Consider the following 25,608-nt stretch of genomic DNA (forward strand, 5'->3'; position numbering starts at 1 on the left):
TGAAGGGTCATCGATCATGTCCTCGGTTGACGCGCAGTTGTCTTGCGAGCGTCGGCGGCGGCTATCGACCGCGAGCTCCGCCGGAGCCGCGGTCAAAAGAGGCGGTGGGATTTAAATCGACTTTGGTTCGACCATTGGCGTGGTCAAGTTCAGATGAACATCCCCGCAAGCCCGCTCTGCTCTAGTAGTGGACCTACTTGATCGCGGGCCGCTGGTGATAGATCGGCATAACTGGTTCGAAGCCATTGCAGACACTTGGCTTGGTAGGGAAAGGGCGTTTGAACCCAGGGTTTGCCATCAACTTCAGCCGCCACCTCTGAGGCGCCGGTCGCCAGGGCCCGAGCGTTGGCGAGCATCACCGGGGGGTAGACGCGGCCGACTTCGGCCAGCAGCGCTGTCAAAGTGGCCGGTGCAGTAGCGAGTGGAGCCCAGTCGAGATTGTCCGGTTCGAGACCCGAGAGATCTTCCATCAGCCTGACCCAAGCGTAGACGCGGGGTGCAATATCGGCGGTGAGGGCCGTCGAGGTGGGATCGAACTGCGCAAGCTGAGTCAGTTGACCGAACACGGCGAAGTCGCTGGCAGCGGGGCGGGTCCCCAATAGGAATGGCTGATGGGTTAGGTGGGCCTCGAGGGCCGACAGGAACCGCTTGTAGCTGGCCTCGATCACGGGTCCGGTCACGGTGTTGGAGCCGACCACACCTAGCCGGCCAATTTGTCGTTCACTGAACATCTGGCCGCGTTGAGCGAGCTCCGCGTCCGGGATCGAATAGCCGGACCAGCACGCCAGAGCCGCTCCGGCCTTGCGAATATCCGCGTCGTAGGTCCAGCGATAGTGAAACATAGCCTTGGTCAGCCACTCGTCCGCATAGTCCTCGATGAGTTCGTCGAGGAAGGCCAGCGCAGAGTCGTGGGGGATAACGGAGCGACCTTCGGCTTCGCGTTCGAGGCGGCGGATGATCGGCGTGGAATCGACGACGGCCTCCAGAACACCATCGTCGCCGGGTAGATAGAAGGTGGGCAGCAAACGCACCCTGGGCCTGGGCATAGTATCGGTGGCGGGATTGTTGGAAGCCAAGAAGCGGTAAGGTATGCGCCGATATCGCAGCACCGCCAGCATCTTGTATGTGTAAGGCGAACCAGGTGAGCCGCTCAAGGCGACGGGGGTCTGCAAGGCCATGGGTATAACGCTTCCTCAGTCAAGCCGGCACACTAATTCTGGCACGTTGACCAGCCAACGAACTGAAGTGCCGTTTGTTTTGTTGTGGTGTGGGGACTATCGCCGATGGGGCCCGCGCCGCCTCGCGATAAAAATTCGCGTCTATGTAGACATGCGTTCGACGATGACGCTGGCCCAGCGATGACGGTCACTTGAGGACCGGGCTCGCCTCTGCTTCGTTAGAGCCGGGCTGCCAGTCTCCTGGCAAACTGTCTCCGGCAGGGCGGGGACCCAATACCTACCTGCATTTTTGGCTATGGGTGGTTTCTACTGGGCAGCGTTTTGAGCTCTGCCCTTGATCTGGCGGCTGACGAAGCCCGAACTCCGATGGATTATGTTAGTTCGCGACCCAACCGCCGCAGACTGGGAAAACTTGGCCCACAAAACAGTCAGCCGAACTGCTGCATAGGTAGGCCGCAAATGATGCATCCTCCCGCGCCGACACTAGACGGCCGAGCGGTACCTCACGGGCCAATCTGTCCTGAAACCGAGGATTCAGGAGCAGTTCAGGCGGATAGTAAGTGGGATTCTCGACAAAATTCTGGGCGATCGCATTGATCTGCACATTGTGGGCAGCTAGTTCGACGCCCACTGCTCGGACATAGGCCAACTGAGCGCCCCGGGCCGCACTGTAGGTAGAAACGCGCTTGATCCCCCGCAATGCCGTCGAGCTACCGATGACCAGAACCTTGCCTGCGCGCCGGCTGATCATCGCCGGGACGGCTGCACGCACCAAACGCGGCAGTGGCGCGACAAGAATGTCAAAGGCATCTTGCCACTCCGCGTCTGTCACATCGACCGCGGCTGTGGTTGGGGCCGGCAAAGCCAAATTTGCAACGAGAACGTCAATTTCTTGCGCATCGGCCACGATCCTCTCGGCCGCCCCCGGCGCAACTAGGGGCTCGTCGCTCGCGATTACCACCCCGCCTTGCTCCTCGAAGACTTCGCAGAGCGCCGGGCCCATAAACTCAGAGCTTTGGGTGATTAGGATGCGTTTTCCGAGCAGCAAATTATTCATGTCTGATCCAGAATTCTGGGCCTAGGCCAAGGTGAATGCGGAAGACTGCCCACCGAGCAGGGGGCCGCCAACCGCGCATCTTCCCGCCAGGGGGAGATCAAAACCGCAGGCATGCGCGCCATGTAGGGTAGCATGTGCCCGTATCATTGCACTCAGTTGTGTACAATGCCCGTTTCTGCAAGGCACGGGCTGTCGCTGCTTGTCGTCCGCAGTCGTTTGGCGTGCACCAAGAAGACGGAAACGCTCGATAGACGACGCGGAAAACAACGCATGAACATGCGGCTAGAGTTCTTCTATACGTTCGGGCGTCATGTCCGTCAGATGGCGTCGTGCGATGATGATGTCTTGCGGCGTGGCGCCGATGGCCTCAAGCGCTGCGCGCGTTTCTGACAACGATTTGGCCCGACCGGAAAGTGTTGTTGGCACAGTCTTGCCGTCCAGCGGCCAAACCGGTGAGCGGCGACAATCCGATAAGAGGTCAGCGCGTCAGAAGCGCGCTTCGGTGATAGGAACTCGGCTCAGCGAATATCAGGGCCAGCTGCGCAAAGGCCGCATCAACAGGCCGAACACCTGACCCCACCCGACCAAGTCTGCATCAACGTCGTTGAGCTCTTACCAAAAGAGCGCCGTCCACACGTGACATTTTAATGATCTCAAGCCAGCGCATGATACCCTTATAGCAAGGGGTGTCAGCCGCCCAGCTCCTGAACCAACAAATCGATGAAGTGTCTGACGCGCGGTTCAAGAAAGCGTTTCGTTGGATAGATCGTGACGATTTTTACCTCATTTTTTTCTACTCCTGGCAGCACCTGACAGAGCCGACCTGACGCAAGATCCGGTGCAATCAGAAACTCCGGGAGATAAGCAATGCCCAAACCGGCGATTGCAGCGTCCTTGATGGCCTCGCCACTATCCAATCTCAGGCGATTTCGTCCCTGCGCCTTTATCCATACCCGTTCTCCATCGCGGAATCTCCAGTTCAGCCTTTTCGCGCGACTACTGAAGATCAAGCAGTCATGATCAGAGAGATCATCGATATTATGTGGCTGGCCATGCTTGGCGATATACGCCGGCGAAGCGCAGAGTTTGGCCGTATATTTGGCAATTACCCTGGACACCAGCCGCGAGTCGGTGGTGGTAGCACCGATACGAATGGCTAGGTCAAAACCTTCCTCGATCAAGTCAGTCAGGCGATCGGAAAAGCTCACTTCGATTTGGACGTCGGGCCACATCTCAAGATACCTGCCCAACAGCGGGAGCACAACGAGGCGTCCAAACGTATCGGGAACTGTAAGGCGTAGAAGGCCCCTTGGCTTACCTCCTTGCCCCATCAGGCTAGATTCCGCATCATCAACCACGGCAAGAATTCTCAGCCCATGGTCGTAAAATGCCCGCCCTTCATCGGTGAGCGCCAGTGTTCGGGTTGTGCGGTTGAGGAGACGAACACCAAGCCGGTCTTCAAGACGACTTACGGACTTTCCTGCTGCCGACCGGGTCAAGCCCATCGCCTGCCCGCCACCAACGAAGCTGCCAGCATCCACGATTGCCATGAATATGAGGATATCGTTCAAATTCCCGCGAAGCATATGCCTTCTCTCGTTTCGGCACTGCGCTTCTGCATTTCTGCGAAGCGCAGCAACTAGGTCCTAAAGTTCATGCTCGATTCAAGACACTCATTCCAGTCAGTGTAGACATCCATTCGACAATAGATAGGCTAGGTTCTGAGACCCAAGAAACGGGAGTCCCGAGGCGCCGCGGATCTGATCCAGGTTCTCCGTTGAGAGAGGTGATCGAGGGGCGAGTTCTGGTTGAGCGATAAGCAGTGGGCGAGGTGGGGCCACTGCTTCTGTCCCGAGCGAAAAAGTCGCTATCGAGGTGCTCAGGGTCTGTCGGCGTTCGTGCCTGTGGAGTAGCTCGATGCGACGCCTGAGGCGAAGATGGAGAGCGTAGAGCCAATTCTGACCTGCGGCGTATTCGACCGGACTTAGCCTGAATAGCTAGGGATGATTGTACCCTCCACTTCTCCAAATCCGAGCCGGTAGCTATCGCCTTGGCAATGGCCGCGAATGGCGAGCGAGTCGCCGTCTTCAAGGAACGAGCGTTCGATGGAAGCAGCAAGCGCAACCGGCTCGTCGCCATTCCAGCTAAGCTCAAGCATGCTGCCGCGCTCGTTTGTACCGGGACCGCTGATCGTGCCGGAGCCGAGCAGATCGCCGACTTCCATGGCACATCCGGATGATGCGTGATGCACAAGCTGCTGCACCGGCGACCAATACATGTATTTGAAGTTCGTGCTCGAGATCGTCGTCGGATCCTTAATCCCGAAGGCACGGAGCGTCACGTCGAGAACGATGTCGTAGTTGTTGGCACCCTTCTGTCGGAGGTACGGAAGCGGCTCGGGGGACTGAGTCGGTCCCTTGACTCGAAACGGCTCGAGCGCCTCCCGCGTCACCACCCAGGGACCGATGGACGTGGCGAAGGCCTTTGCCTGGAATGGCCCGAGCGGCACGTACTCCCACTGCTGGATGTCGCGTGCACTCCAGTCGTTGAGCAAGACGAAGCCGAAGATCATCGCTTCGGCCTGCTGTTCGTCCAGGGTTGTGCCCATCGCAGACGGCTGTCCGATCACCGTTCCCATCTCGAGCTCGAAGTCGAGGCGCCGGCAGGGACCGTGGCTCGGGGCTTGTTCAGAAGGAGCCTTCGTCTGGCCCCGAGGCCGAGCGATCTCGGTCCCGCTCACGACCACCGTCGAAGCCCTGCCGTTATAGCCGATCGGGATATGCAGCCAGTTAGGCGACAGCGCGTTATTCTCGCCGCGGAACATCCTTCCGACGTTCGTAGCGTGCTCTCGCGACGAGTAAAAATCCGTGAAGCCGGACACCCGGATCGGAAGATGCAACCTGGCGTCGCTGCGGGGCACGAGAGCGCATCCCCTCAGGCCTTCGTCGTCGCGTAGCACCGGATTGTCGTGGCGCAGCAGATCGCTGATCCGCGCCCGTGTCTCGGACCAGACTTTTGGGCCGAGCGCCATGAAGGCGTTGATCGTCGGTTCGGAGAAGACAGCTGTGGGGCCGATCAGGCCGGCGGCGTGCAGCGCCTGCAGGTCGAGTACGTAATCGCCGATTGCGACGCACATGCACGGCGAAGGCGAATCCTGCGTCGAGAAAATCCCGTAGGGCAGGTTCTGGATCGGAAAATCGGAGCCGGGCGGGACGTCGACGAAGGAGCGGAGTGCGGGGTCGTTAGGATGCATGGTGATTCCGTGGTCGGTCGCTACGACGCGTCTAAGTACGGTTTGCTGGAGACTTCTTTGGCGTCCGGCCCGACTTGGATCGCGCGGGTTTTATCGGGGGAAGCGACAGCCCGGCGGTTAGAAAGGGAATCACGTGCTCGAGGGCCTCGTCCGGATCCGAGAACGAGATGTCGTCTCCAAGGATCTCCTGGATGCGGCCGTTGTCGCCGCGGATGTACAGCATGGCGCCGTAGACGCAGGCCAGGCGCCAGGCGAACTCCTTCCGGTCGAGATGGGGGCACGCCAGCATGAGCGCATCGATGAAGGCCTTGCCGACGGCGTGATAGAAGCTGAACACCGTCTTCCGGACTTCCGACGACGGATCCATCGACGAACGGGCAGCCAGTATCTTGAAACTCTTCTCTCCTGGAGATTGGCCAATTCCCAGTGTGGGGCCGATGAACGCCTTAAGTATCGCCGATATCTCCGGGACCGAGCCTCCGGCCTTCAGCACCTGGGCGATCATCTCCTCACGGCGGCGGTTGATGGGGCCGAGGCGCCTCTCGAAAACCGCGGAGATGAGGGCGGCCTTCGAACCGAAGTGGTAGTGCGCCGCGGCATTATTGACTCCGGCCGCTTCCGTGATCGCTCGCGTCGATACGCCGCTGAAGCCACGTTCCGCAAAAAGCTTTTCCGCAGCGTCGAGAAGCCTGTCCGCCGTGTCCGGAGGAAGAGGAGTGGGGAGGTCGATGGTCTTCGTGTTCATAACGGACAATCGCAAAACACCACTGGGCAGTCAAGCGACTGTATCAAGCAAGCGCTTGACTGATGCCGCGATCGAAGGTTAGTGGAGCATCAGGGAAATAAGGAAGCGGCCGAATGCGGGTGTTGGACATATCTGTGCCTATCGAAAACGACGTGGCCAGCGACCCCCCGTTCGCCAGGCCGCGCATCACGTATCTCGATCACTCGATGACAATCGACCGGATGCAGGCGTTCTTTCCCGATCTTGATAGCGGGAAGCTCCCGGACGGCGCAGCCTGGGCAATGGAGAAGGTCGAACTCACCACGCACAACGGCACGCACCTCGACGCGCCCTATCATTTCCATCCGACGATGAACCACGCTTTGCAGCCCGGCGGGGAGAGGTCGCTAACCATCGACGAAGTGCCGCTCGAATGGTGCTTCCAGCGCGGCGTGAAGCTGGATTTCCGGTCGCTACCCGACGGTTACGTCGCCACAGCGAAAGATGTCGAGACTGAACTGCGGCGGATCGGCCACGATCTGCGGCCGCTGGACATCGTTGTCGTCAACACGCGGGCTGGCGAGCGCTTGGGGCAGTCGGACTACGTTTCGGCCGGCTGCGGCGTCGGGAGAGAAGCGACGCTGTTCCTGACCGAGCGGGGCGTGAAGATAACCGGTACGGATGCCTGGAGTTGGGACGCGCCGTTCGAATACACCGCCGAGCGCGTTGCGAAGACGCAGGACTACCGTCTGGTGTGGGAAGGCCACAAGGCCGGGCGCGAGCGCGCCTACTGCCACATCGAGAAGCTCCACCAACTCGAGAAACTGCCGCCTTCCGGTTTTCGCATCGCATGCTTCCCCGTGAAGATCCGCGCCGCTTCGGCCGGCTGGACGCGGGCGGTGGCGATCTTCGACGAGTAGCAGACGGACGACGACGGGAACGAAGAACGTCCCGCAATTGATTTTTTTGAGGGAGCTTTAAATGATGGTTTCTCGCAGACTTGTCGCGGCGTTGGCGGTCGGTACCTTATTGGCGGCCAACGTCCCCGTGTGCGCCGCCGCGCAATCCGGAAAGCCGGTGAAGATCGGGGTCATCTACCCGACGAAGTCCGTCATCGGAAAGCAAGGCGTGCAGGGCAGCAACATCGCCGTCGACATGCTGAACGCGGCCGGCGGCGTGCTGGGGCGCCCCGTCTCGCTCGTCACCTACGACACAAACTACTCGCCGGTGGAAGGCGTCTCAGCTGTCCAGAAGTTGCTGACCCAGGATGACGTTAAGTTCGTCGTCGGTGAGATCAGCAGCACTGTCGCCCTGGCCGTGATCCCGGTGATCCAGTCCGAAGATGCGCTCCTCATGTTAGCGGTGCCGAAGCATCCCGACGTCACCAAGCAGGGCAACGGAAACATTTTTCGGCTGAATAGGACCTCCGCGATGGACGCCAAATCGTTCGACCGGTACCTCCTCGATACCGTCGCGCCGTCGAAGGTGGCGCTGGTCGCCGAGAACAACGACTATGGCAGGCTGAACATCGCGAACTTCAAGGCCCTGTTCGGCGACAAGCTCGTTTACACCGACCTCTTCTCGATGACGCAGAGCGACTTCTCAGCGTTAGTCAGCAATTTGCGTGGATCGGGCGCGGATCTGGTCTGCATCGTCGCGAGCAATCCGGAGCAGTCGGGCAATATTTTGCGCGGCATGAAGGATCTCGGATACGATCCGAAGCGCTGCATCACGCCGGGCCTGCTGAACAACGACACGCCGAAGATTGGCGGGGCGGCCGCGGAAGGCGTTTTTTCGGAGGATATCTACAGCCCGACGCTCAAGAACGACCTCAACCAAAAGTTCGTGGCCGCCTACGAGAAGAAGTTTGGCGAGACGCCCGGCAAGATTGAGGTCCTAGGCTTCGAGACGGTCTGGATCGTGGCCAACGCCATCAAGGCGGCCGGCAGCGACAAGGACCCGAAGAAGGTCGCTGAGATCATCCGCGCGGGTACCTGGGAAACCCCGCGGGGGAGCGTCCGGTTCGACGCCGCGGGCCAGGCCTCTGGAGACACTGTCATCCGGGTCGAAGTGCGCGGCGGCAAGGTCATCGAGATCAAATCCTGACGCGCCATCGCATGGACGGAACTTCTGCGTGAGCACTCTTCTCCTTCAACAGACGGCGAACGGCCTTTCGGTCGGAATGGCCTATGCGGTTCTGGCGCTGGGTCTAACGCTCATATTCGGCGTGTTGCACGTAATCAACTTCTCGCACGGCGAATTCTACATGATCGGCGGCTTCGTCGCCGCCATCGTGACGTCCTATCTCGGCCTTCCATACCTCCTGTCGCTGCCGGCGGCGGTCGTGGCGGTCGTCCTGCTCGCGCTGGTCGTGGACAGGATCGCGGTCAGGTCAGTCCTCGACGGTCCGGACGGCAACTCGATCGTGCTGGTCAGCACGTTTGCCGTCGGGATATTGATCTATCAGACAATGCTTGCGACCTACGGACCGCAGCCCATCCGCGTTGACGGCATACCCGGAACGTTTGTGCTCGGATCAGTCGCGCTGACTTACCAACGCATCTTCTCGATCTTGGTGGGCATAAGCCTGCTGCTGGTCCTCGAACTCTCGCTCCGGCGGACCGCTTTCGGAAGAAAGCTCCGCGCGGTGGCGCAGAGCGCCTTCGCCGCAAAGGTTGTCGGCATCGACGTGCCGAAGATAAGGACGGCGACCTTCGTCATCGCGGCTGCGCTCGCCGGTCTAGCAGGCGCTCTCCTTGCGCCCACCGTCGCGTTCAGTCCGGCCATGGGCCAGCACGCCATCATCAACGCGTTCGTTGTGGTCGTGATCGGCGGCATGGGCAGCGTGTCGGGTGCGGTCGTCTGCGGCCTGCTGCTTGGCGTCGTCGAGTCCGTGACGAGCATCTGGCTCCCGCAGGAGGTCGCCTCCGCCATCATCTACGGACTGCTGCTGGTTACGTTGCTGGTAAGGCCGCGCGGGCTCTTCGCAGGTGGCCTCGCATGAAATTCCTCCCAGCAATCGTCCTTTTCGGCCTTCTGGTCACAGCCGGCCTGACGCCGACCTACTATGCGGGGCTCGCGACCTATGCCGCGGTGCTCGCCCTGCTCGGCCTCTCGGTGAACATCACGCTCGGCTACCTTGGCCTGATCTCGTTCGGACACGCGGCGTTCTTCGGCGTGGGCGCCTACGCGGCTGGGCTGCTATCGGTCAATCTGGGCATCAATTACTGGGTGGCGGTTCCGCTCGCGATCGTGCCTGGCGCGGTCCTGGGCGTCTTCGTGGGCTTCGCGTCGCTGCGCCTGGCCGGCCCGTATTTCGCAATCGCCACGCTCGCCACGGCCGAGATCTTCCGCCTCGTCGCGCTCAACTGGGTCAGCCTGACGCGCGGTCCCCTGGGTATCGTCGTCCCCCGCCCGCGCATACAGGCGCTCGAGGCGACGGGGCTGACTTTCGCCCAGTATCACCTGATGATTTGCCTGATCGTGGTGGCGCTCGTGCTCCTGGCGTTGAAGCGGCTCGTTGACAGTCCCTACGGGAGGGCGTGGTTCGCGCTGCGCGACGAGCCGAACCTGGCGGAGAGCGTCGGGATAGCGGGGCTCAAATACAGGATCCTCGCGATCGGGATATCCGGCGGCATCGCGGCGCTCGCGGGCGCGCTTCTGGTACCCAAGATACTCGTGCTTAGCCCGGATCTGTTTGGTGTGTCGCAGTCCTCGACAGGACTCTTGGCCGCGATCCTCGGCGGCCGCGGTATGCTGCTCGGACCAGTCGTCGGCGGCATCATCTTCGCGGTCCTTCCGGAGACGCTGCGATTTGTAGATGAATACAGGATCGCGATCTTTGCGCTCATCCTGCTCCTCGTGGTCCGCCTGCGGCCCGAAGGCCTGCTGTCGCTCCTGCCGGGGAGGTCCCCGGCGGGCGACGCCCGGGAGGTGCCGCGCGTCCCCATTCCGGCGTCCGAACAGAATCACCGGGGCTTGACGATCAAGGGGCTGTCACGGAGCTTCGGTGGCCTCAAGGCGGTGCAGGACGTTTCCTTCGACATAGCGCCCGGCGAGATCGTCGGGATCATCGGACCCAACGGCGCAGGTAAGACAACAAGCCTCAGCCTGATCTCTGGTTTTGTCGGTCCGACGTCGGGATCGGTCACGTACGGCTCGCGCCAGATCGGCGGCCTGCCTCCGCATGAGATCGCTGCGCTGGGGCTCGTCCGCACCTTCCAGCACACGGCTCTCTGCCCGGACCTCTCGGCGTTCGAGAACGTCATGATCGCCAGCCATCTCCTCTTCAAGGAAACTTTCTTCGCCGCGCTCTTCCGGACCGGGAGCTTCGTCGGGCGTGAACGCGCCCGCGCGGCATGGGCGGCGGCATGTCTCGACAAGGTGGGTCTTTCGGCCCGCGCCGGCGAGCCGGCCGGCACGATGGCCTATGGAGAACAGCGGATGCTGTCCATCGCAGTCGCCATCGCCGCGCGCCCCGACATCCTCTTTCTGGACGAGCCCGCGGCGGGACTGAACCACACCGAAGCCTTGCGGCTGACGGATGTACTGCGCAGGCTTCGGGACGAAGGACTGACGCTCGCCGTCGTCGACCACAATCTGCGTATGCTGATGAGCTTCTGCGACCGCCTGATCGTCCTCCACCACGGCAGGAAGCTGGCGGAGGGAGATCCCGTCGCCGTACGCAACATGCCCGACGTCGTGAAGGCGTACCTCGGCGAGAAGCGCCTGAAGACGGAGACAGCGCATGCTTCGGCTTGACAGGCTTTCGGTCGACTACGGTCCGGTGCGCGCCGTCCACGACATGTCGCTCACGGTCGGCACCGGCGAGATCGTCGCGCTGGTCGGAGCGAACGGGGCAGGAAAGTCTTCGACGATGAAGGCCATTCTCGGCCTCGCCCAATCGACCGGCACCATCTTCTTCGAGGATAAGGACATCTCCGCAACTCCCAGCACGCACCGCGTCAGCAACGGCATCGCGCTGTCTCCGGAGGGCCGACACGTTTTTGCGCAGATGAGTGTGCTTGAAAACCTGCGGCTGGGCACCGTCGCGCGGACCCAGCCCCGGCAGGCGGGGCTCGTGGAGGAGATGTTCGACCTCTTTCCGCGGCTACGTGAGCGGGCCACACAGAGGGCCGGCAGCATGTCGGGCGGCGAACAGCAGATGCTCGCGATCGCGAGAGCGCTGATGTCGGAGCCAAAGATCATCATGCTGGACGAGCCGACCCTCGGCTTGGCCCCGATCATCGTCGACCAGATCGCGGAGCTCCTCGTCAAGCTTCGGCAGCGCAAGCTCGGGCTGCTGCTGGCGGAGCAGAACGCGGAAATGGCGCTGGAAGTGGCCGACAGGGCTTATGTCATGGAGACGGGCGCCATCGTGAAGGAGGGGCCGAGCGCGACGATCGCAGCCGATCCCGCGGTTCAAAAAGCCTATCTCGGATTCTGAGGAAGCAAGAATGAAGCCTGCCCCGTTCGAATATATCCGACCGTCGACCGTGGAAGAGGCGCTGCTTGCCCTGCGCACTCACGCGGACGGCGACGCGAAACTTCTCGCAGGCGGACAGAGCCTCGTGCCCATGATGAACTTCCGGGTGCTTCAACCAGCGGTCATCATCGACATCAACCGGCTTCACGATCTGGCCTACATCCGCGAGAGCGACAACCACCTCGCCGTTGGAGCGCTGACACGGCATGCGGCGCTCAAGTCGAGCGACGTGATCGCCAAGCACGCGCCGATGATCACTGCGGCCTACGAACACGTCGCGCATGCGACGATCCGCAACCGCGGCACGATCGGCGGAAACCTCGCGCACGCGGACGCAGCCTCGGAGATGCCGGCCGTGATGTGCGCTCTGGACGCCACGATGGTCCTGCGCAGGCACGACGGCAGCCGGACCGTCAACGCGCGCGAATTCTTCCTCGGCGTGTTCGCGACTGCGTTGGAAGCGGACGAACTCCTGGTCGAGATCCGGGTACCTAAGCGGGCCGCTGGCGAATGGACCGCATTCGAGGAGATGAACCTTCGGAAGGGAGACTTCGCCATGGCGGCCGTCGCGGCCAAGATCAGCATCACGGACGGCAGATGCGACGAGGCTGTCGTGTACCTGACCGGAGTATCGGACCGCCCCATCAGGATCGAGGGCGCCGACCGGAAGCTCGCTGGCAGCGACCTCTCGGCGGCAGAGATTGCCGCCGCGGCCGAGGCGGTCGTGGCGGAAGTTGAGTTCGGCGCCTCCGCCAGCATCAGCGCCGCCTACCGCAAGGATTTGACCCGGGCCCTAATTGTGCGCGCGCTCGCGAACGCCCGGGACCGCTCGTTGGAGGAAGTATCGTGACCAAGACGACAATAGAGCTCACCGTCAACGGTGAATTCATCACGCGCAGCGTGGAGGCGAGGCTGCTCCTCTCCGACTTCATCCGTGGCGATCTCGGGCTTACCGGGACGCATGTCGGCTGCGAGCACGGCGTCTGCGGCGCCTGCACGGTCCTGCTCGACGGCATCTCGATCCGTTCCTGCCTGACCTTCGCCGTCCAGGCGGACGGATGCGCCATCGAGACCGTGGAGAGCCTCTCGGCCGACGACGCCCTTTCGCCTCTGCAGGGAGCGTTCCGCGACGCCTACGGCTTGCAGTGCGGGTTCTGTACCCCGGGCTTCCTGATGACTGCGACAGAACTGCTGCGCAACGTCGCCTGTCCCGGCCGCGAGGAGATCCGCGAGGCGCTCTCCGGCAACCTGTGCCGCTGCACGGGCTACGAGACCATCATCGACGCCGTCGAGGCCGCCGGTCGGACGGCAGCGGGCAGGGAGGAGATCGGCCATGAATAGCTCTTCGGGACGGAATTTCCGGTGGATCGGCCGGAGCATCAAGCGTCCGGAGGACGCCCGCTTCCTGATGGGACGCGGCAAGTTCGTCGACGACATCGCGCTGCCGAGGATGGCGCATGTGGCGCTTCTCGCGAGCCCGCATGCGCACGCGCGCATCATCTCGATCGATGTCGAGGAAGCACGCCGTCTGCCGGGTGTGCTTGCGGTCGTGACCGGCCGCGAACTCGCGGAGACCACTGGGCCCTTGCCGACGCTCAGCAACCCGCCCGTCATCCAGCATTGCATCGCAATCGACAAGGTCCGCCACGTCGGTGAGCCGGTCGTGGCCGTCGTGGCGGAGAGCAGGTACATCGCCGAGGACGCGGTTGCGCTGATCCAGGTCGAGTACGAGGCGCTCCCAGCGGTCGTGGATCCGGAGGAGGCCATCTCCGCGACGGGAGACGCGGTGCTGCATCAGGAGTTCGGCAGCAACGTCGTGCACAAGAGCCACTACAAGTGGGGCCCGGTGGACGAGACCTTCGGGGAGGCGAAGCATATCATACGCCGGCGCTTCCGCTGGCCGCGGGTGTCGCCGCAGCCGATCGAGACATGCGGCGCGGTCGTCGAATACGACCCGGCGGAGCGTAAGTTCACCGTCTACTCCAACATGTCCCAGCACAGCGTGATCGGCGCCAGGCTGGCGCGGTCGCTGGGCGTCGAACCGTACCAGATCAACTTCCACGTCCTAGACGTGGGCGGAAGCTTCGGAGGCAAGTCTTCGCTGTACCACGTGCCGATGATCGCCGCCGCCCTGGCCCGTAAAGTCCGACGCCCGGTGAAATACGTGGAGGACCGCCTCGAGCACATGGCGAACGGCAACCAGCACGCGTCCGACCGGGTCTACGACGCGGCGCTCGCTGTAGGGGAGGATGGTAGGTTCACCGGTCTGAGCCTCAAGGTCATCGACGACTACGGCGCCTACTTCTTGATGAACACGGGTTCGCACGGCAACGCGCTGGCCCAAGCGACCGGTCCCTACCGGATCGACGCCCTCGAATATGACCTCACCGCGGTCGTAACGAACAAGACGCAGCAGGCGCCGTACCGCGGCTTCGGCGGCGAGGTCGGCAACTTCGTCATCGAGCGGCTGGTCGACGAAGCGGCGCGAACGCTCGGGCGGGATCCGATCGAACTCCGGCGCCAGAACTTCATCGCCAAGGAGCAGTTTCCGTACCGCATTCCCAACGGCAACATCTACGACAGCGGCGACTACGTGCGTGTCCTCGACCGCGCGCTGGGCCTTGCGGACGTTCCGCGCTGGCGGAGCATGAAGGCAGAAGCCGCAAAACGCGGCAAGCGCATCGGGATAGGCATCTCGACTGTGAACGAGCGCAGCGTGCTCAGCGTGACCGAACTCTGGTTCCTCGACAAGAATCCGATCCTGCCGCAGTCGAGCAGTCCCGAAAGCGTTCAGATCAAGCTTAATTCGGACGGAATCGCGGTTGTCACGCTCTACGCCCCGCACTGGGGCAACAATCCTGAGACGATGGCCACGCAGCTCGTGGCGGAGAACCTGTCCATCGATCCGCAGCGAATCACGATCAACTACGCCACGACGGACAACGGACTGATCTCGAAGGGACCGGTCGGCAGCCGCTACACCGTCATGATCGCCGGCGCCATCGCCGGCGCCTGCCGCGAACTTAAGGCGAAGATGTTCCGTTACGCGTCCCACCAAACGGGGATCGCGGCCGAAGAGCTCGAATGCTACGACGAGAGGATCTTTTCGCGCAACGAGCCGGCCAAGGGACTTTCGTTCGCCGAGATCTCCCGGGCCGCACACAGCTTCAGGCTGCTCTTTCCGGCCGACGACAGCTTCCGCAGCGGACTGGTCGCGCAGTATACCTACGACCATCCCTACACGACCATGCCGAACGCGGACCGGTCCGATCTCGGCGTCTTTTATCCGATCGTCGGCCACGCCTGCCACATCGTGGTGGTCGAGATCGACGAGGCGACCAACAAGACCAAAATCCTGCATTACGTCGCCGTCCACGACGCCGGCACAATCGTCAATCCGAAGACGGTCGACGGCCAGATCAAGGGCGGCATCGCGCAGGGCATCGGCACGGCGCTGTACGAGAAGTACCACTACGACGAAGATGGTCAGCTCTTGACGGCCACGCTCGGCGACTACGCCGTGCCGACGTCGCACGAGGTGCCGGACATCGTCGTGGACCACGTCGAGACGCCGTCCCCCTTCACGGAGTTCGGCATCAAGGGATGCGGGGAGGGCGGCCGGTTGGCCGCGATGCCCGCCATCGCCTCGGCCATCGATGACGCGTTCGCCGAGGAAAGGATCTTTGTCGACGAACTTCCGGTCACTCCTTCTTTCCTGCACGAGCTCATGGCACGAGTCAGTGCCACGCCGCCCAAGAGCGGGAATTCACCGCGATATCCAAGGAGCAAGGCGTAATGATAAGAATTCAACTGGTCGCGGCGATGTTGATCGCAACGCTGCCGCTTACGGCGCGCGCCGCGGAGAATGCTCCGGGGGTTACGGTGGCCGAAATAAAAATCGGCTCGACATATCCGTTCAGCGGACCGGCATCGGCCTATGCAAGTGCGGGCAAAGGATTGAACGCCTATGTCGACTACCTCAATGACAAAGGCGGGATTGACGGTCGCAAGATCAAGTTCATCGCGCTGGACGATGCCTATAGCCCGCCAAAGGCGATCGAACAAACGCGCCAACTGATCGAGAGCGACGAGGTGGCTTTCATCTTCGGGCCGCTTGGAACCTCGACCAATGCGGCGACGATCAAGTACCTAAACTCCAAGAAGATTCCGGACCTCTTCATCCTTTCAGGTGGATCAAAGTTCACGAACTTCAGGGAATACCCGTACACGACAACCGGCGGCCCCAGCTATGAGACGGAGGGCCGGATTTACGCCAAGTACATTGCTCAAACCCTGCCGAATGCAAAGATCGCTTTGCTGTATCAGAACGATGATCTCGGCAAAGATTTCTTGAATGCCCTCAAATCTCAATTCAGGGATGATTTCGACAAACGGGTAGTGGTCGCGTCATACGAGGTGTCAGAGCCGACCGTCGATTCCCAGGTGGTTCGCTTGAAAAGCTCGGGTGCTGACGTGCTCCTGATTGGCGGCACACCAAAATTTGCCGCGCAAGCGATACGCAAGGCTCATGAAATCGAGTGGAAGCCCACGCGCTTTCTCAACAGTGTTTCAAGCTCGATAGCTTCGACACTCAAGCCGGCCGGTCTGGATATCTCTATCGGTGTGATCTCCGCCTCCTATCTCAAGGATGTTCTCGATCCGAAGAATGCCGATGACGCCGGCATCAAACTTTATCGAGAGATTCTCGGGAAATATCTGCCGGGAGCCGATGTGTCTGACCTTTTCTACATTGTCGGTGTAAACCATGGAATGCTGCTCGAGCAGATAATGAAGCAATGTGGGGCCGACCTGTCGCGCGAGAATATCTTGAAGCAATCGCGGAGCATCAAGAATTTGGCGCTGCCGCTGACGCTCCCAGGCATTCGGCTCAACACCGACGAGAACAACAGTCAGGCCTTCACACAGCTTCAGTTGCAGCGCTTCAACGGAACCGGTTGGGACTTTTTCGGTGACGTCATAGGGATCGCGCCCGAGTGACTATACCATGGGTCAGTTGCTCGCCGCTTCATTCAAGAAGAGCCAACTTAGACTAGGACCTGGAGGATAGCCGTGAGAGGCTGATCGCATCAGGTCGTTCTTCTAAGGCGCCATGATTACGGTTGAGCGGCTCTCTCCTTCGGGGAAGATTCGCCTCGCCCGTGGCGTTCGGCTCCAACCCTGACGGGCAAACCATACTCCCAATACGAAAGCTGGCAACGGCGCGAAGCGGCGCTTCCACCATCCTCTGCCGGAGCCGTCCGGCCAACGTTTCCGCGGGCCCTCGGAGATTAATTCCGTTCCTCGTCGTCGGTTTCGCTGAAGAATTCTCGGGCCCATCCTGATCATTGGCAGCCCTGATGGTTCTGCCATCGCTGAGCTAGCGCTTGCATCCATGCGGCCGTCCGACACTCGCTGTCACGAGCAAGCGTTCTCGGAACCGATCGGTTCGTACGGTTACGGCCCCACATTGCTCGTCATCATCTATTCCTTGATGACGACCCACGTGTTCGCGAGCTGCGCTACGTTCGCCTTGCCGTTCTCGCCGTCCATGACGACCTTCCCGCCGAGGATGCGTGAGTAGAGGTCCACCGCCTTCTTTATATCTGCTGAGACGAGAAAATGCGTGACGGTAAGCCCGTACTAGGCATAAGTTCGTAGGTGGTATTTGGCATTGTCTTTTCCTTTGCGAATTGCGCGCATCAACCTTCTGGCGCCGCATTTTCACTTCGCGACAGGAGCACCAAGTCGGCCGCTTCCTCTGCATCCCGGAGGAGCGTTCTGCGCGGCGTGCCCATCTGCGCACGCATCGTCAGACCGCGGCCAAGGTCCATGACCTGGCTCGCGCGCGCGGTTGCGGGAAAGTCAAACGGGAGTTCTCCTGCGCTGATCCCGTCGCGGAAGCGGCGTTCTACTTGCGCCGCGGCTGCAGCTGTGGCGTCCTGCACGAACTGTCGGACCTCAGCATCGTTCACGAGCGGCGCAACGCACACGATTAGACACCCCGGTGCTGATCCTTCTTCGGTCGCTGTTTCTACGGCGTGCCTCAGGAAGCCGGCGAGCGAATCGCGGAGAGATTGCGCCGAGAAGAGCGCTTTCGCAGCAAGAGCGCCCTTCGCCTCCGCGTACGTTTTGAGGACGCGCAAGAATATCGTCCGCTTGTCCCCGAAGACGGAATACAGGCTCGGCCGTCCCACGCCCATTCCGGCGACGAGATCGTCGATCGTCACGCCATCGTAACCCTTTGACCGGAACACCTTGGTCGCTTTTTCCAACGCCTGCTTCTCATCGAAGCTGCGTGGTCGACCGCGCGACCGTGCGAGATTTTCGAACATTTAGGTTCAAAACTCCATTGACATCGGTTTCGCTAATATATAATCGAACAGTTCAAAATTGGCAAGGTCGCGCTGGCCTGGCGGAGCCCCACGGCTAGACCTTCCACCTTCACACGGAGCTACAACCCATGGGGCATTCGATCGCTCTGGTCACCGGCGCTACTTCCGGACTCGGTCACGCCGCCGCCCGCTTGCTCGCCGCCGAAGGCAACTGCGCGGTCATCGTCACCGGGCGCAGCCTGGCCCGGGTCCAAGAAACGGCCGCTCAGCTCGCGGCTGAGACCGATATGAGGGCCTTCACGCCGCTGGAGCTGGATCTAGATACGCCGGCCAGCGTTCAATCCGCCCTCGCCGAGCTCATAAAGCGAGGTCGGCCGATCGATTTCCTGCTTCTAAACGCAGGATGGATCGGCGGCAAAGAGCGCGTCGTCACTGCGGCGGGTATCGAGGCAACTCAGGCCCCGCTAGTCGGCCATCACCAACTGACTGTCGGGTTACTCCGCGCAAATCTGCTGAGCCCCAATGCGCGGATTGTTATCGCCGGCTCCGAATCTGCCCGAGGGGACGTACCCTTGTTCCCCTACACCGACGTGGCGGTCCTTGCGGCCAAGAAACACCATGGCGATCGAACCGCAGCGGTGGAAGCCCTGCTGCGCAGCGGGCCGAGCGTGAAGTATGAGCCTCGCCGGGCGCACTCCGACGTGAAACTCATGGCCGCTTGGTGGGCGGCGGCGCTTTCGCGCCTGCTACCGCCCGGCATGGCCGTATGCGCCGTCTCGCCTGGTAGCACACCCGACACCAAGGGGATGCGAAACGCTGGCCCGGCTTTGAAGTGGCTGATGGTCCCGCTGATGAAGCTTATCCCCGGCATGTCTCACACTCCTGAGATCGCCGCCCGTCGATATCTCCAGGCATCGGAGTTCGGAACCGACGTCTCAGGGCAATTCTTCGCCTCGGCGCCGAAGACGTTCACCGGCCCAATTGAGGCGATGCGCCAACCGCACTTTCACGATCGCGCCAACCAGCAAGCCGCGTGGCAGGCCATCGTCAAGGTCTCAGGCGTCGACTTGTCCTAGCCATAATCCATGCAGCGGTCGCTGCAATAGTCCACGGGAAGGGTTAAAAGCCATGAATGCCGAGATAGCCATGTACTTGGCCCAGGTTTTAAACACGGGCGCATTTATTGCTCTGGCGGTGTGGTACGTTGTACCGCGACTACGAAACCTCAGCCGCGGAAGCGCCCTGATGGCATTGACTGCCGTCCATTTGGGACGAACCCTGGCTCTCGCGGTTTATTCCTCACAGGACGCCGGCATGAAAATGCCCAATGCTATTCGTGATCAGATTGTCATCGGCGATCTTGCCGGGTGGGCGCTGGCGCTGGTGATCCTATTCTGCCTCCATTCGCGTCTGCGTTTGTCGATCGCCCTTATATGGCTACTCGTCATCGAGACAGTTCTGGATTTCGGGTCAGGCACCATTAGTTCAATCCGCGCCGGCACTCTAGGCGACTTAAACGGAGCACCTTGGCTGATCGTTGCCTTTTATGTGACGGCTGTCGAGGTCGCCGTTGGCCTCACTATTTGGCAGCTCATTACAAGGCGCGGCGAGCCGTTGTTCAAGACCGAGGGGAGAGGGTAATCCTCACCGGCTCGAATCCTCAAGCTTTCGCCGCAGCCCGGCCAGGATATGCCGGGCTGCGAGGTGATCTTTTCCGATCCTAATCGTACGACTGCGGTAAAGTCGCTTGTAGCGGAACGCAAAAGCATGGCTGCGTCGACATTCTGTTCGTGACTACTCTCGGCCCTGAAAGGCCGAGCTTCCACTCTCACAAGCGTCTTCTTCCTGCTTCCGGCCCATAGTCTGGCTCGATTCACGGCCGATCCCCGGAAGTCCTCCGGTTGGGCCTCAGAATGTTTTTGGCGGCGTTGACATAGGCATCGTAGATGCTGTCGCAAGCACACGAAGTTGTCGCGGCTGATGCAGCTTGCCGCGTCGACGGCGGCGCAGGCGCTGCAGCATTGTGCCGGATCATCCTGAGCGCCGGTGTCCTGAACTAAGGCCGGTCCCAGCGAAATGGGCGGAGGACCAGATTCCGCCTGCGATGGCGGGGATGGTTGCGATGATGAACAAAACCAGTGTGCTGGCGGCGATCGCCATGCTGAGGCCGATCATTCCGGCCAGAAAGGTGATCATACCAACGCGTTGGGCTACCGCGGATGTGAACCGGCCGCCGATGGGAGCGCCGAGAACGCTGAGGGTCATATAGGCGGCGAACACCAGTCCGAGTATGAGCGGGCTGCGGGTGTGGAGTTGATCTTCGACTAACGCGGGCACGAATGCTTGGTAGAAGCCCCCGCTTGCCCATGTGGCCAGGAACACGGCCGCCGCGACAGGGAGCAGATGCCTGACCCGGGCGGGTACGCTGACCCGGGGTAACAGCGATCGCCAAGCGCCTGGCGTCGGAGTTGCTGTTTCGGGGCTGATGGCAATGAGTACGGCAGACAATAACAGGAACCCGATGCAAACCAGGTAGATGAGATCGCGTGGCCAGGGACCGAACTGGACCAGGGCGCCGGAGGCGATGGCGCCGACAGTGAGGCCGAGCATCGGTCCCTGGCTGGAGGCGACGGACGCCAACCATTCTGGTCTGCCGGGTGCGGCGTCGACGATGTAGGAGCTCAGGCTGCTGCTCGCCAACCCGGTACCGACGCCCACGAGGAGCCGACCGGCCAGCAGGGTGTCGATGTCGTGTACATTCAGCAACAGCAGACAGCCCAGCAGTACCAGGCTGAGGCTAATGATCGCAGTGAGCCGGCGGCCGAGATGATTGGATAGTCGTCCCAGCACCAACAGTGCGGTGATAGTGCCGATGGCGTAGGCGACGACGGCCCTCGAGATGCCGGCGTTAGTGAACCCGTCCTCCGTCCGGTAGATGTTGTAAAGGGGAATCGGAGCGGCCGCCGCGGCAAACGAGACCACTAGGGAGACTACCGCAGACAAGAATGCCAGCCGAAGCGTTCCGCCCCGGTGAGTCTGGTTGATCACTGGTGCCACGTTTCTTATCGGGCCGTGCATCCGTCGTCTCCCAGAGACAAAATCTCCGACTAGGTAGTTTCACGAAGTGGCTTTGATCGTCGACGCCAGGCCGAAGAGCGGCTCCATCGCTGAGAGCTGCCGTGCCGCGCATATATCAGGCGGACTTTCGAACTAGCGTCTCGTGATTATTGTCGATCAGGCACCGCCCATCGTCCATCTGCAGCGCGCGCACCATATCGCTCGCCGAGCCCCCAAGGTGCACGTCTTGCCATCGTGACCTGTGCCATCAACTGACCAGTCCAGCACGATCCGGGCGATATCGCCGGCAACGACACATGTCGCGCCTTGGCCTTCGGCGGTAGACCGAGCCTGAGATTGCGCTCGAGTCGGGCGGTGATTTCGGCGTGATCAGTGATGGTTGGCCCGTCATTCGCGATGAATACGGCCTTTGGGTCGTACAACGCCATTATGGCGCTGACCTCACCGGAGTGAAATCGCTCAAGCAGCGGAGCGACAATGCCTCCGGCTTCAGTAGGGAGCGGATAGGAGTCAGACATGAGGGGTCTCCTGTTCGTGTTGGCTGAAACGGTCGCCCTGGGCGTTAATCGATGAAATCTGCGACAGTGGTCGTCATTGTTCGCAACGCGGGACGAAAGTTTCCAATATCCGGTACGAATAGTTTGCATAGCTGCGGGGAATTGTGCTGCGACAGTCCTCACTTCCATTCATAAAGGAAGGCAAGTTGCGCAGGCCGCGACGGCGTCACGCCGCGCGGCGAGCGGCAATAACGATCGTCTATCGATTCGATGGTGAATGGTGATTTCCTTCGGCGCTTGCGGTCCAGCGACTGGAGGAAAAGAGCACACGCGTCGCACACATCACCGGACCGTTGGTTCACTTTCAGCGACCGCTCGGTTAAAGCGATCGACATCGATGGCGAATCCATCCTGAATGACCACTTCGTCAGGGTCCATCAAAACGAACCGCGGTGGGACGCCCATGGCTACACACGCAACTCCCGCTTTCGTGTACGGGCCGAAGTCGATGTTGCGATGGACGATCGAAGGCTAGGTGGTCCGACATGCAGATCTTCCCAGCTCTGTCGAAAGCGCGCCGATGGAAGATTTCGTCGTGCTCGAGCTCGCCGCAGAAGCAGTGCGCAATCCGTTTCGACGTTTAGGAGAGCAGGCCCCATTTTTTCCGCAGATGTGACCGATCGTGAAGCCGCTTGATTGGGACAGTGCGGCCCCCGGCATTACGTAAGACAAGGTGACAATCGGAGTAAATGCGATGCGTTCTATTTTTGCGTTGGGTCTTTTGATCAGTCTGTGTGCCTCGGCCAATGCTGCCACGGTGCGTCACGCACATCGGCGGCATGCCGTTGTCCGTCTCAACCAGGGCTTGATCTCTGGCCCCGTTTCGGGTTTTGCCTATGCACCGGCTGGGCCGCGAGTCCACTACGATGACCAGCCAAGTGTGTATGATAACCATTATAAGAACTGGGGTGGTTGAGACACGTTGGGTCCTTCCGACCCGCCGGCTTCGCTGCCGACGCGGCCGGACTGATCATCGAGGTCACTCCGAACGCGTCGCAAGACACGCTGCGGCGCCGGCGGCAGATCGTGGCCACGTCGGTCCGTCGCCGGACGGAATCGGACACTTCCAACAGCGCCTTTGTAAACGTGAGATGCTCCTCGCTGTCTGACACGAAGTTGATCTGACGGTGAACGGCTAGAACCGGCCCACCGTTTGGGTTGACGGATCTACTCACGACAACTGCAATTGTCGCACCGCCGGCAATCGCCAAAACAGCAGCTACTACAGCGATCCCAGCCACGTGGTCGCTCGGCGGTCTCCAACATCCGCGAAGCCTGCCAGAGCATTTCACGACCTTGAATATCTTCTGCTCGCCAACGGTTCGGTGGACCGACGCAGCTGCTTGACCAATCAAACGCGCGCATCGCTGCGCCCATCTCACCTCCGCCGGTGAGACATTGTGTGGCCGATCGGGAGGGTTCAGCCATGCGGCCCCTCAGAGAGAAAGAGGTGCGATGTTTGGTTTAGTATATTAACCCCTGCTTGAGGGTTCATAAGATTCCCGCGAGAACGTGAGCGGTAAAATCGTACCGCCAAGCGTGCGGTGAAGGGAGTACCGCTACCAGATGCTGGGCCGGCAAACTGAGAAGTTGCAGCGATCGTTCTCTCAACTTCGATCGTGTGGATGAGCTGAGGGGAGCGTGATGCCCGAACGGTAAACATAGGGCAATGGCTAGGCTCCGCTTTGCGCACTGTTAAATGCTTAAAGATCTACGCGAACCTATCAGGAGGTAGCCACGATTTCAGGTCCAAGATCAAGCGGACGGTCGCAGTTCTGGCGCGCGCGAGAACAACGATTGCTCTACGCTCAAGTCGCTCTATGGACCGCTTCTTCCAGAATATTGGATTTGCGAATCTCCGTTCTTGCTCGCGCAGCAGCTCGAATCTTTTTCAAACGAAGCTGAATGCTTTCGCATGACATGCCATCTGCCTCAGCGACCTCCGTCAAGGCCCGGGACCCGCTTCCGCTGCAGACGGATTTCCTCGGAAAGGAAGACTGCGTGCGCAAAGGGACCAACACCTCGCAATGCCCTTTGTTCTGTTAGGCGGTTTTCAGCCTTGACCCGGGCCACGTCCCAGCCGCCGCGGCAGAATGTACTCGACGTCAATGCTGATGCCGTCTCCGCTAAGGGGGGTCGCTGTGTAGACCGCAGAGACAGCCAATTCGAAGAAGCTCCCGATCGTGAGATAGCCGATTGTGAGCGCCGACTCTCCGCTTGGGGGACCGCCGAGCAGCAACTCCGCGATGCGGCAGCAATCGTCCATCGTCGCCGCCAGCGGTGGAAGGGTGATGAGCTCGCCGGTGTGTTGAGAGATTTTAGCTGGATCGGCGAATTTGGGCTCGCGCCCAATAACGGCGCCCGCGTTGATCAAGGGTACGAAAAATTTCGCGACCTGCGCCGGCTGACTCGTGATATTTTGAATGTTGACCTCGGTCGCGTACACGCCGGGCCGGGCGCCTGCGGTAACGCCCTTTCCTCATCGGTCAAGTCGCTGGGATAACGTAGCCGGCTGCGGTCGCAACGACCGCGGTTCTCCTTCGTCCACATGGGCGCCCCTTCAAATTCGGACCGCATCCCTTGAATCATAAACGATTCCGATGATTCAAGATGTTCTCGGACAGACACTCAGCTGGTCTATTTCGCGCGGAGAAGCGCTTACGTTTAAACAGTGCACCAATTTCAATCCTTCTTCGACAAATCCGATCGATGAGAAACGACTGGCGCGCATTCAGGATCGCATGGCGTCGATAACGTGCGCGACTAAAATGCCGACACTCAAAATGATAAGAAAACTGAGCAACCAGGTAGTCACGTCCACCTCCGGTCTTGGAAGTGAACCTTTGTATTTCTGCACAGTCAAAGAAGCTCGCGCAAGGAACCGCGATCTCAGCAGCGGCTGAGGATTCATTGCCACACGTGCGCGCGGCGAGTTATCGCCGGAACGCTAAAAATAGAAGTGTGCCCACGATGCCGGCCGCAAGAAGTGGAAACCAAATGTCTGGCACTTCGGAACTCCGACTCACTGCGTCGGATTAAATGCCACTTGTATCGCAATGGTCTTATTTTTCGTCCGTTCTCCACAACTCTGAAGATTTGTTGCATCTGCAGTCGGTGGGTTGATAGCGGACGCTACGGTTGGCACGGCGACGAGAGGTTGAGCTTCCGCAAAAGGCCATCTAGTCCCTCAGTACGACAGCTTCCTGCTTCTGCAATCTGATTTGGGCTCTGCGAGCGCCTGTTAGCCTGTCTTGTGTCGCTGGACGTTGGCTTGGTCGCCTTGTTCTTCAGATCGTGTGGATCGTGCCAATGGCGAGGAACGAAATCAGCAGCCGACGGGCGTTTTGTTTCTTTTGATGGTTGTGGCGGTTGAGGCGGAACGACCGGATGAGCTTCGACAGGTGGAATGTAAACGATACTTACCTTGTCCGCCTCGGTTGTGGTTTCCGGAATGCTGGTGATTGGCAGGCGATCGGACTTGTCGCCGGCTGCGACTGGGAAAACGATCTCAGCAGGTCGCGGCGCAGGTGATTTCTTTGCAGCCGCGGCAATTGCACCGAGGCCAGCCAGGCAAACTACTCCAAGCGCGACGGTCCTGATCACGTGGCACGCTCCTACGCGGGAGCCGCAAAGCGTCCTGATCAAATCAGTCTAGTACCCGGAATCAGAGCTGAGTGATACGGCGGCCTTTGAATCTGCGCTGCCGAACTTTTTTCTTGGTCCACACGAAGGGCTTGGCGCTTTCGTTGTATGCGTCAATGTAGGCATCGATGTGCTCCTGGAGCTGCGTCAGGCTTGTGAAGGAAGCGCCGCTGAGCGACTGCCCTTGCAGGATCGAGAACCAGACCTCGACCTGATTGAGCCAGGACGCGCTCGTCGGCGTGAAATGAAAGCTCACATTGGGGTGGGCCTTGAGCCAGTGCTCGTTCTTCTTGTGGGTGTTG

The 25,608-nt window shown here is 60.7% G+C and carries 23 protein-coding genes; 11 read left to right on the forward strand and 12 right to left on the reverse strand.

The annotated features are described in order from the left end of the window. Positions 1-149: 149 nt before the first annotated feature. From AC0L2O_RS25040 to AC0L2O_RS25060, 5 genes are all read right to left on the reverse strand, one after another. Positions 150-1,178 carry a glutathione S-transferase C-terminal domain-containing protein gene (locus tag AC0L2O_RS25040; RefSeq protein WP_473371581.1) on the reverse strand — a complete coding sequence of 343 codons (1,029 nt, stop codon included), beginning with the start codon at positions 1,176-1,178 and terminating at the stop codon, positions 150-152. Between the two features lie 376 nt (positions 1,179-1,554). Beyond that, positions 1,555-2,235 (reverse strand): SDR family oxidoreductase, encoded by a 681-nt coding sequence (locus AC0L2O_RS25045; RefSeq protein WP_473371582.1) that lies wholly within the window; start codon positions 2,233-2,235, stop codon positions 1,555-1,557. A gap of 689 nt (positions 2,236-2,924) precedes the next feature. Continuing rightward, entirely contained in the window at positions 2,925-3,821 is an 897-nt protein-coding gene (locus AC0L2O_RS25050; RefSeq protein WP_473371583.1) for a LysR family transcriptional regulator, read from the reverse strand. Positions 3,822-4,219: 398 nt separating this feature from the next. After that, positions 4,220-5,488, reverse strand: a complete 1,269-nt coding sequence (fahA, locus tag AC0L2O_RS25055) for a fumarylacetoacetase (RefSeq protein ID WP_473371584.1) — start codon at positions 5,486-5,488, stop codon at positions 4,220-4,222. Between the two features lie 31 nt (positions 5,489-5,519). Beyond that, entirely contained in the window at positions 5,520-6,233 is a 714-nt protein-coding gene (locus AC0L2O_RS25060) for a TetR/AcrR family transcriptional regulator (protein WP_473371585.1), read from the reverse strand. Between the two features lie 113 nt (positions 6,234-6,346). Between AC0L2O_RS25060 and AC0L2O_RS25065 the strand changes: the two genes are divergently transcribed. The 9 genes from AC0L2O_RS25065 to AC0L2O_RS25105 all read left to right on the forward strand — a co-directional run bounded on the left by AC0L2O_RS25065 (position 6,347) and on the right by AC0L2O_RS25105 (position 16,695). Beyond that, the gene (locus AC0L2O_RS25065; RefSeq protein WP_473371586.1) at positions 6,347-7,132 is read left to right on the forward strand and encodes a cyclase family protein; all 786 of its coding nucleotides are present in this window, start codon (positions 6,347-6,349) and stop codon (positions 7,130-7,132) included. 61 nt (positions 7,133-7,193) lie between these two features. Continuing rightward, positions 7,194-8,318 carry an ABC transporter substrate-binding protein gene (locus tag AC0L2O_RS25070; RefSeq protein WP_473371587.1) on the forward strand — a complete coding sequence of 375 codons (1,125 nt, stop codon included), beginning with the start codon at positions 7,194-7,196 and terminating at the stop codon, positions 8,316-8,318. Between the two features lie 28 nt (positions 8,319-8,346). Next, positions 8,347-9,216, forward strand: coding sequence for a branched-chain amino acid ABC transporter permease (locus AC0L2O_RS25075; protein WP_473371588.1), 870 nt, complete (start codon positions 8,347-8,349; stop codon positions 9,214-9,216). Beyond that, entirely contained in the window at positions 9,213-10,973 is a 1,761-nt protein-coding gene (locus tag AC0L2O_RS25080; RefSeq protein ID WP_473371589.1) for a branched-chain amino acid ABC transporter ATP-binding protein/permease, read from the forward strand. Before AC0L2O_RS25075 ends, AC0L2O_RS25080 begins: the two co-directional genes overlap by 4 nt. Further along, positions 10,960-11,658 (forward strand): ABC transporter ATP-binding protein, encoded by a 699-nt coding sequence (locus tag AC0L2O_RS25085; protein WP_473371590.1) that lies wholly within the window; start codon positions 10,960-10,962, stop codon positions 11,656-11,658. The genes AC0L2O_RS25080 and AC0L2O_RS25085 overlap by 14 nt, the downstream gene beginning before the upstream one ends. A 10-nt stretch (positions 11,659-11,668) precedes the next feature. Next, the gene (locus AC0L2O_RS25090) at positions 11,669-12,547 is read left to right on the forward strand and encodes an FAD binding domain-containing protein (RefSeq protein ID WP_473371591.1); all 879 of its coding nucleotides are present in this window, start codon (positions 11,669-11,671) and stop codon (positions 12,545-12,547) included. Continuing rightward, positions 12,544-13,038 (forward strand): (2Fe-2S)-binding protein, encoded by a 495-nt coding sequence (locus AC0L2O_RS25095; protein ID WP_473371592.1) that lies wholly within the window; start codon positions 12,544-12,546, stop codon positions 13,036-13,038. Before AC0L2O_RS25090 ends, AC0L2O_RS25095 begins: the two co-directional genes overlap by 4 nt. Next, positions 13,031-15,493, forward strand: coding sequence for a xanthine dehydrogenase family protein molybdopterin-binding subunit (locus tag AC0L2O_RS25100; protein WP_473371593.1), 2,463 nt, complete (start codon positions 13,031-13,033; stop codon positions 15,491-15,493). The genes AC0L2O_RS25095 and AC0L2O_RS25100 overlap by 8 nt, the downstream gene beginning before the upstream one ends. Beyond that, positions 15,493-16,695 carry an ABC transporter substrate-binding protein gene (locus tag AC0L2O_RS25105; RefSeq protein ID WP_473371594.1) on the forward strand — a complete coding sequence of 401 codons (1,203 nt, stop codon included), beginning with the start codon at positions 15,493-15,495 and terminating at the stop codon, positions 16,693-16,695. Before AC0L2O_RS25100 ends, AC0L2O_RS25105 begins: the two co-directional genes overlap by 1 nt. A gap of 701 nt (positions 16,696-17,396) precedes the next feature. On the opposite strand, the gene AC0L2O_RS25110 is transcribed toward AC0L2O_RS25105, so the two are convergent. Next, complete coding sequence (locus AC0L2O_RS25110) at positions 17,397-18,029, reverse strand: TetR/AcrR family transcriptional regulator (protein WP_473371595.1); 633 nt, start codon at positions 18,027-18,029, stop codon at positions 17,397-17,399. Between the two features lie 128 nt (positions 18,030-18,157). Between AC0L2O_RS25110 and AC0L2O_RS25115 the strand changes: the two genes are divergently transcribed. Then, entirely contained in the window at positions 18,158-19,105 is a 948-nt protein-coding gene (locus tag AC0L2O_RS25115) for an SDR family NAD(P)-dependent oxidoreductase (RefSeq protein ID WP_473371596.1), read from the forward strand. Between the two features lie 52 nt (positions 19,106-19,157). Then, positions 19,158-19,670, forward strand: coding sequence for a hypothetical protein (locus AC0L2O_RS25120; protein WP_473371597.1), 513 nt, complete (start codon positions 19,158-19,160; stop codon positions 19,668-19,670). Between the two features lie 390 nt (positions 19,671-20,060). On the opposite strand, the gene AC0L2O_RS25125 is transcribed toward AC0L2O_RS25120, so the two are convergent. The 6 genes from AC0L2O_RS25125 to AC0L2O_RS25150 form a co-directional block, all read right to left on the reverse strand. Continuing rightward, a complete protein-coding gene (locus AC0L2O_RS25125; RefSeq protein WP_473371598.1) occupies positions 20,061-21,107 on the reverse strand; it encodes an MFS transporter in 1,047 nt (348 codons plus the stop codon). Between the two features lie 146 nt (positions 21,108-21,253). Then, positions 21,254-21,625 carry a Cif family virulence factor gene (locus AC0L2O_RS25130; RefSeq protein WP_473371599.1) on the reverse strand — a complete coding sequence of 124 codons (372 nt, stop codon included), beginning with the start codon at positions 21,623-21,625 and terminating at the stop codon, positions 21,254-21,256. Between the two features lie 158 nt (positions 21,626-21,783). Continuing rightward, positions 21,784-21,999 carry a hypothetical protein gene (locus tag AC0L2O_RS25135; protein WP_473371600.1) on the reverse strand — a complete coding sequence of 72 codons (216 nt, stop codon included), beginning with the start codon at positions 21,997-21,999 and terminating at the stop codon, positions 21,784-21,786. 1,718 nt (positions 22,000-23,717) lie between these two features. Then, entirely contained in the window at positions 23,718-24,110 is a 393-nt protein-coding gene (locus tag AC0L2O_RS25140) for a hypothetical protein (RefSeq protein WP_473371601.1), read from the reverse strand. 686 nt (positions 24,111-24,796) lie between these two features. Beyond that, complete coding sequence (locus AC0L2O_RS25145) at positions 24,797-25,267, reverse strand: hypothetical protein (RefSeq protein WP_473371602.1); 471 nt, start codon at positions 25,265-25,267, stop codon at positions 24,797-24,799. Positions 25,268-25,328: 61 nt separating this feature from the next. Further along, positions 25,329-25,608, reverse strand: a 280-nt coding sequence (locus tag AC0L2O_RS25150) for a transposase (RefSeq protein WP_473371603.1), incomplete at its 5' end; no start/stop codon positions are given.

The sequence above is a fragment of the Bradyrhizobium sp. Kon10 genome, assembly GCF_055807395.1.

What these genes read in the sequence shown, in the direction of transcription:
- AC0L2O_RS25070 (WP_473371587.1), top strand. Translation starts at nt 7,194, where the DNA reads ATGATGGTTTCTCGCAGACTTGTCGCGGCGTTGGCGGTCGGTACCTTA.
- AC0L2O_RS25125 (WP_473371598.1), bottom strand. Translation starts at nt 21,107, where the DNA reads ATGCACGGCCCGATAAGAAACGTGGCACCAGTGATCAACCAGACTCAC.
- AC0L2O_RS25110 (WP_473371595.1), bottom strand. Translation starts at nt 18,029, where the DNA reads ATGTTCGAAAATCTCGCACGGTCGCGCGGTCGACCACGCAGCTTCGAT.
- AC0L2O_RS25065 (WP_473371586.1), top strand. Translation starts at nt 6,347, where the DNA reads ATGCGGGTGTTGGACATATCTGTGCCTATCGAAAACGACGTGGCCAGC.
- AC0L2O_RS25085 (WP_473371590.1), top strand. Translation starts at nt 10,960, where the DNA reads ATGCTTCGGCTTGACAGGCTTTCGGTCGACTACGGTCCGGTGCGCGCC.
- AC0L2O_RS25120 (WP_473371597.1), top strand. Translation starts at nt 19,158, where the DNA reads ATGAATGCCGAGATAGCCATGTACTTGGCCCAGGTTTTAAACACGGGC.
- AC0L2O_RS25040 (WP_473371581.1), bottom strand. Translation starts at nt 1,178, where the DNA reads ATGGCCTTGCAGACCCCCGTCGCCTTGAGCGGCTCACCTGGTTCGCCT.
- AC0L2O_RS25115 (WP_473371596.1), top strand. Translation starts at nt 18,158, where the DNA reads ATGGGGCATTCGATCGCTCTGGTCACCGGCGCTACTTCCGGACTCGGT.
- AC0L2O_RS25105 (WP_473371594.1), top strand. Translation starts at nt 15,493, where the DNA reads ATGATAAGAATTCAACTGGTCGCGGCGATGTTGATCGCAACGCTGCCG.
- AC0L2O_RS25050 (WP_473371583.1), bottom strand. Translation starts at nt 3,821, where the DNA reads ATGCTTCGCGGGAATTTGAACGATATCCTCATATTCATGGCAATCGTG.
- AC0L2O_RS25135 (WP_473371600.1), bottom strand. Translation starts at nt 21,999, where the DNA reads ATGTCGATCGCTTTAACCGAGCGGTCGCTGAAAGTGAACCAACGGTCC.
- AC0L2O_RS25100 (WP_473371593.1), top strand. Translation starts at nt 13,031, where the DNA reads ATGAATAGCTCTTCGGGACGGAATTTCCGGTGGATCGGCCGGAGCATC.
- fahA (WP_473371584.1), bottom strand. Translation starts at nt 5,488, where the DNA reads ATGCATCCTAACGACCCCGCACTCCGCTCCTTCGTCGACGTCCCGCCC.
- AC0L2O_RS25060 (WP_473371585.1), bottom strand. Translation starts at nt 6,233, where the DNA reads ATGAACACGAAGACCATCGACCTCCCCACTCCTCTTCCTCCGGACACG.
- AC0L2O_RS25080 (WP_473371589.1), top strand. Translation starts at nt 9,213, where the DNA reads ATGAAATTCCTCCCAGCAATCGTCCTTTTCGGCCTTCTGGTCACAGCC.
- AC0L2O_RS25045 (WP_473371582.1), bottom strand. Translation starts at nt 2,235, where the DNA reads ATGAATAATTTGCTGCTCGGAAAACGCATCCTAATCACCCAAAGCTCT.
- AC0L2O_RS25130 (WP_473371599.1), bottom strand. Translation starts at nt 21,625, where the DNA reads ATGTCTGACTCCTATCCGCTCCCTACTGAAGCCGGAGGCATTGTCGCT.
- AC0L2O_RS25090 (WP_473371591.1), top strand. Translation starts at nt 11,669, where the DNA reads ATGAAGCCTGCCCCGTTCGAATATATCCGACCGTCGACCGTGGAAGAG.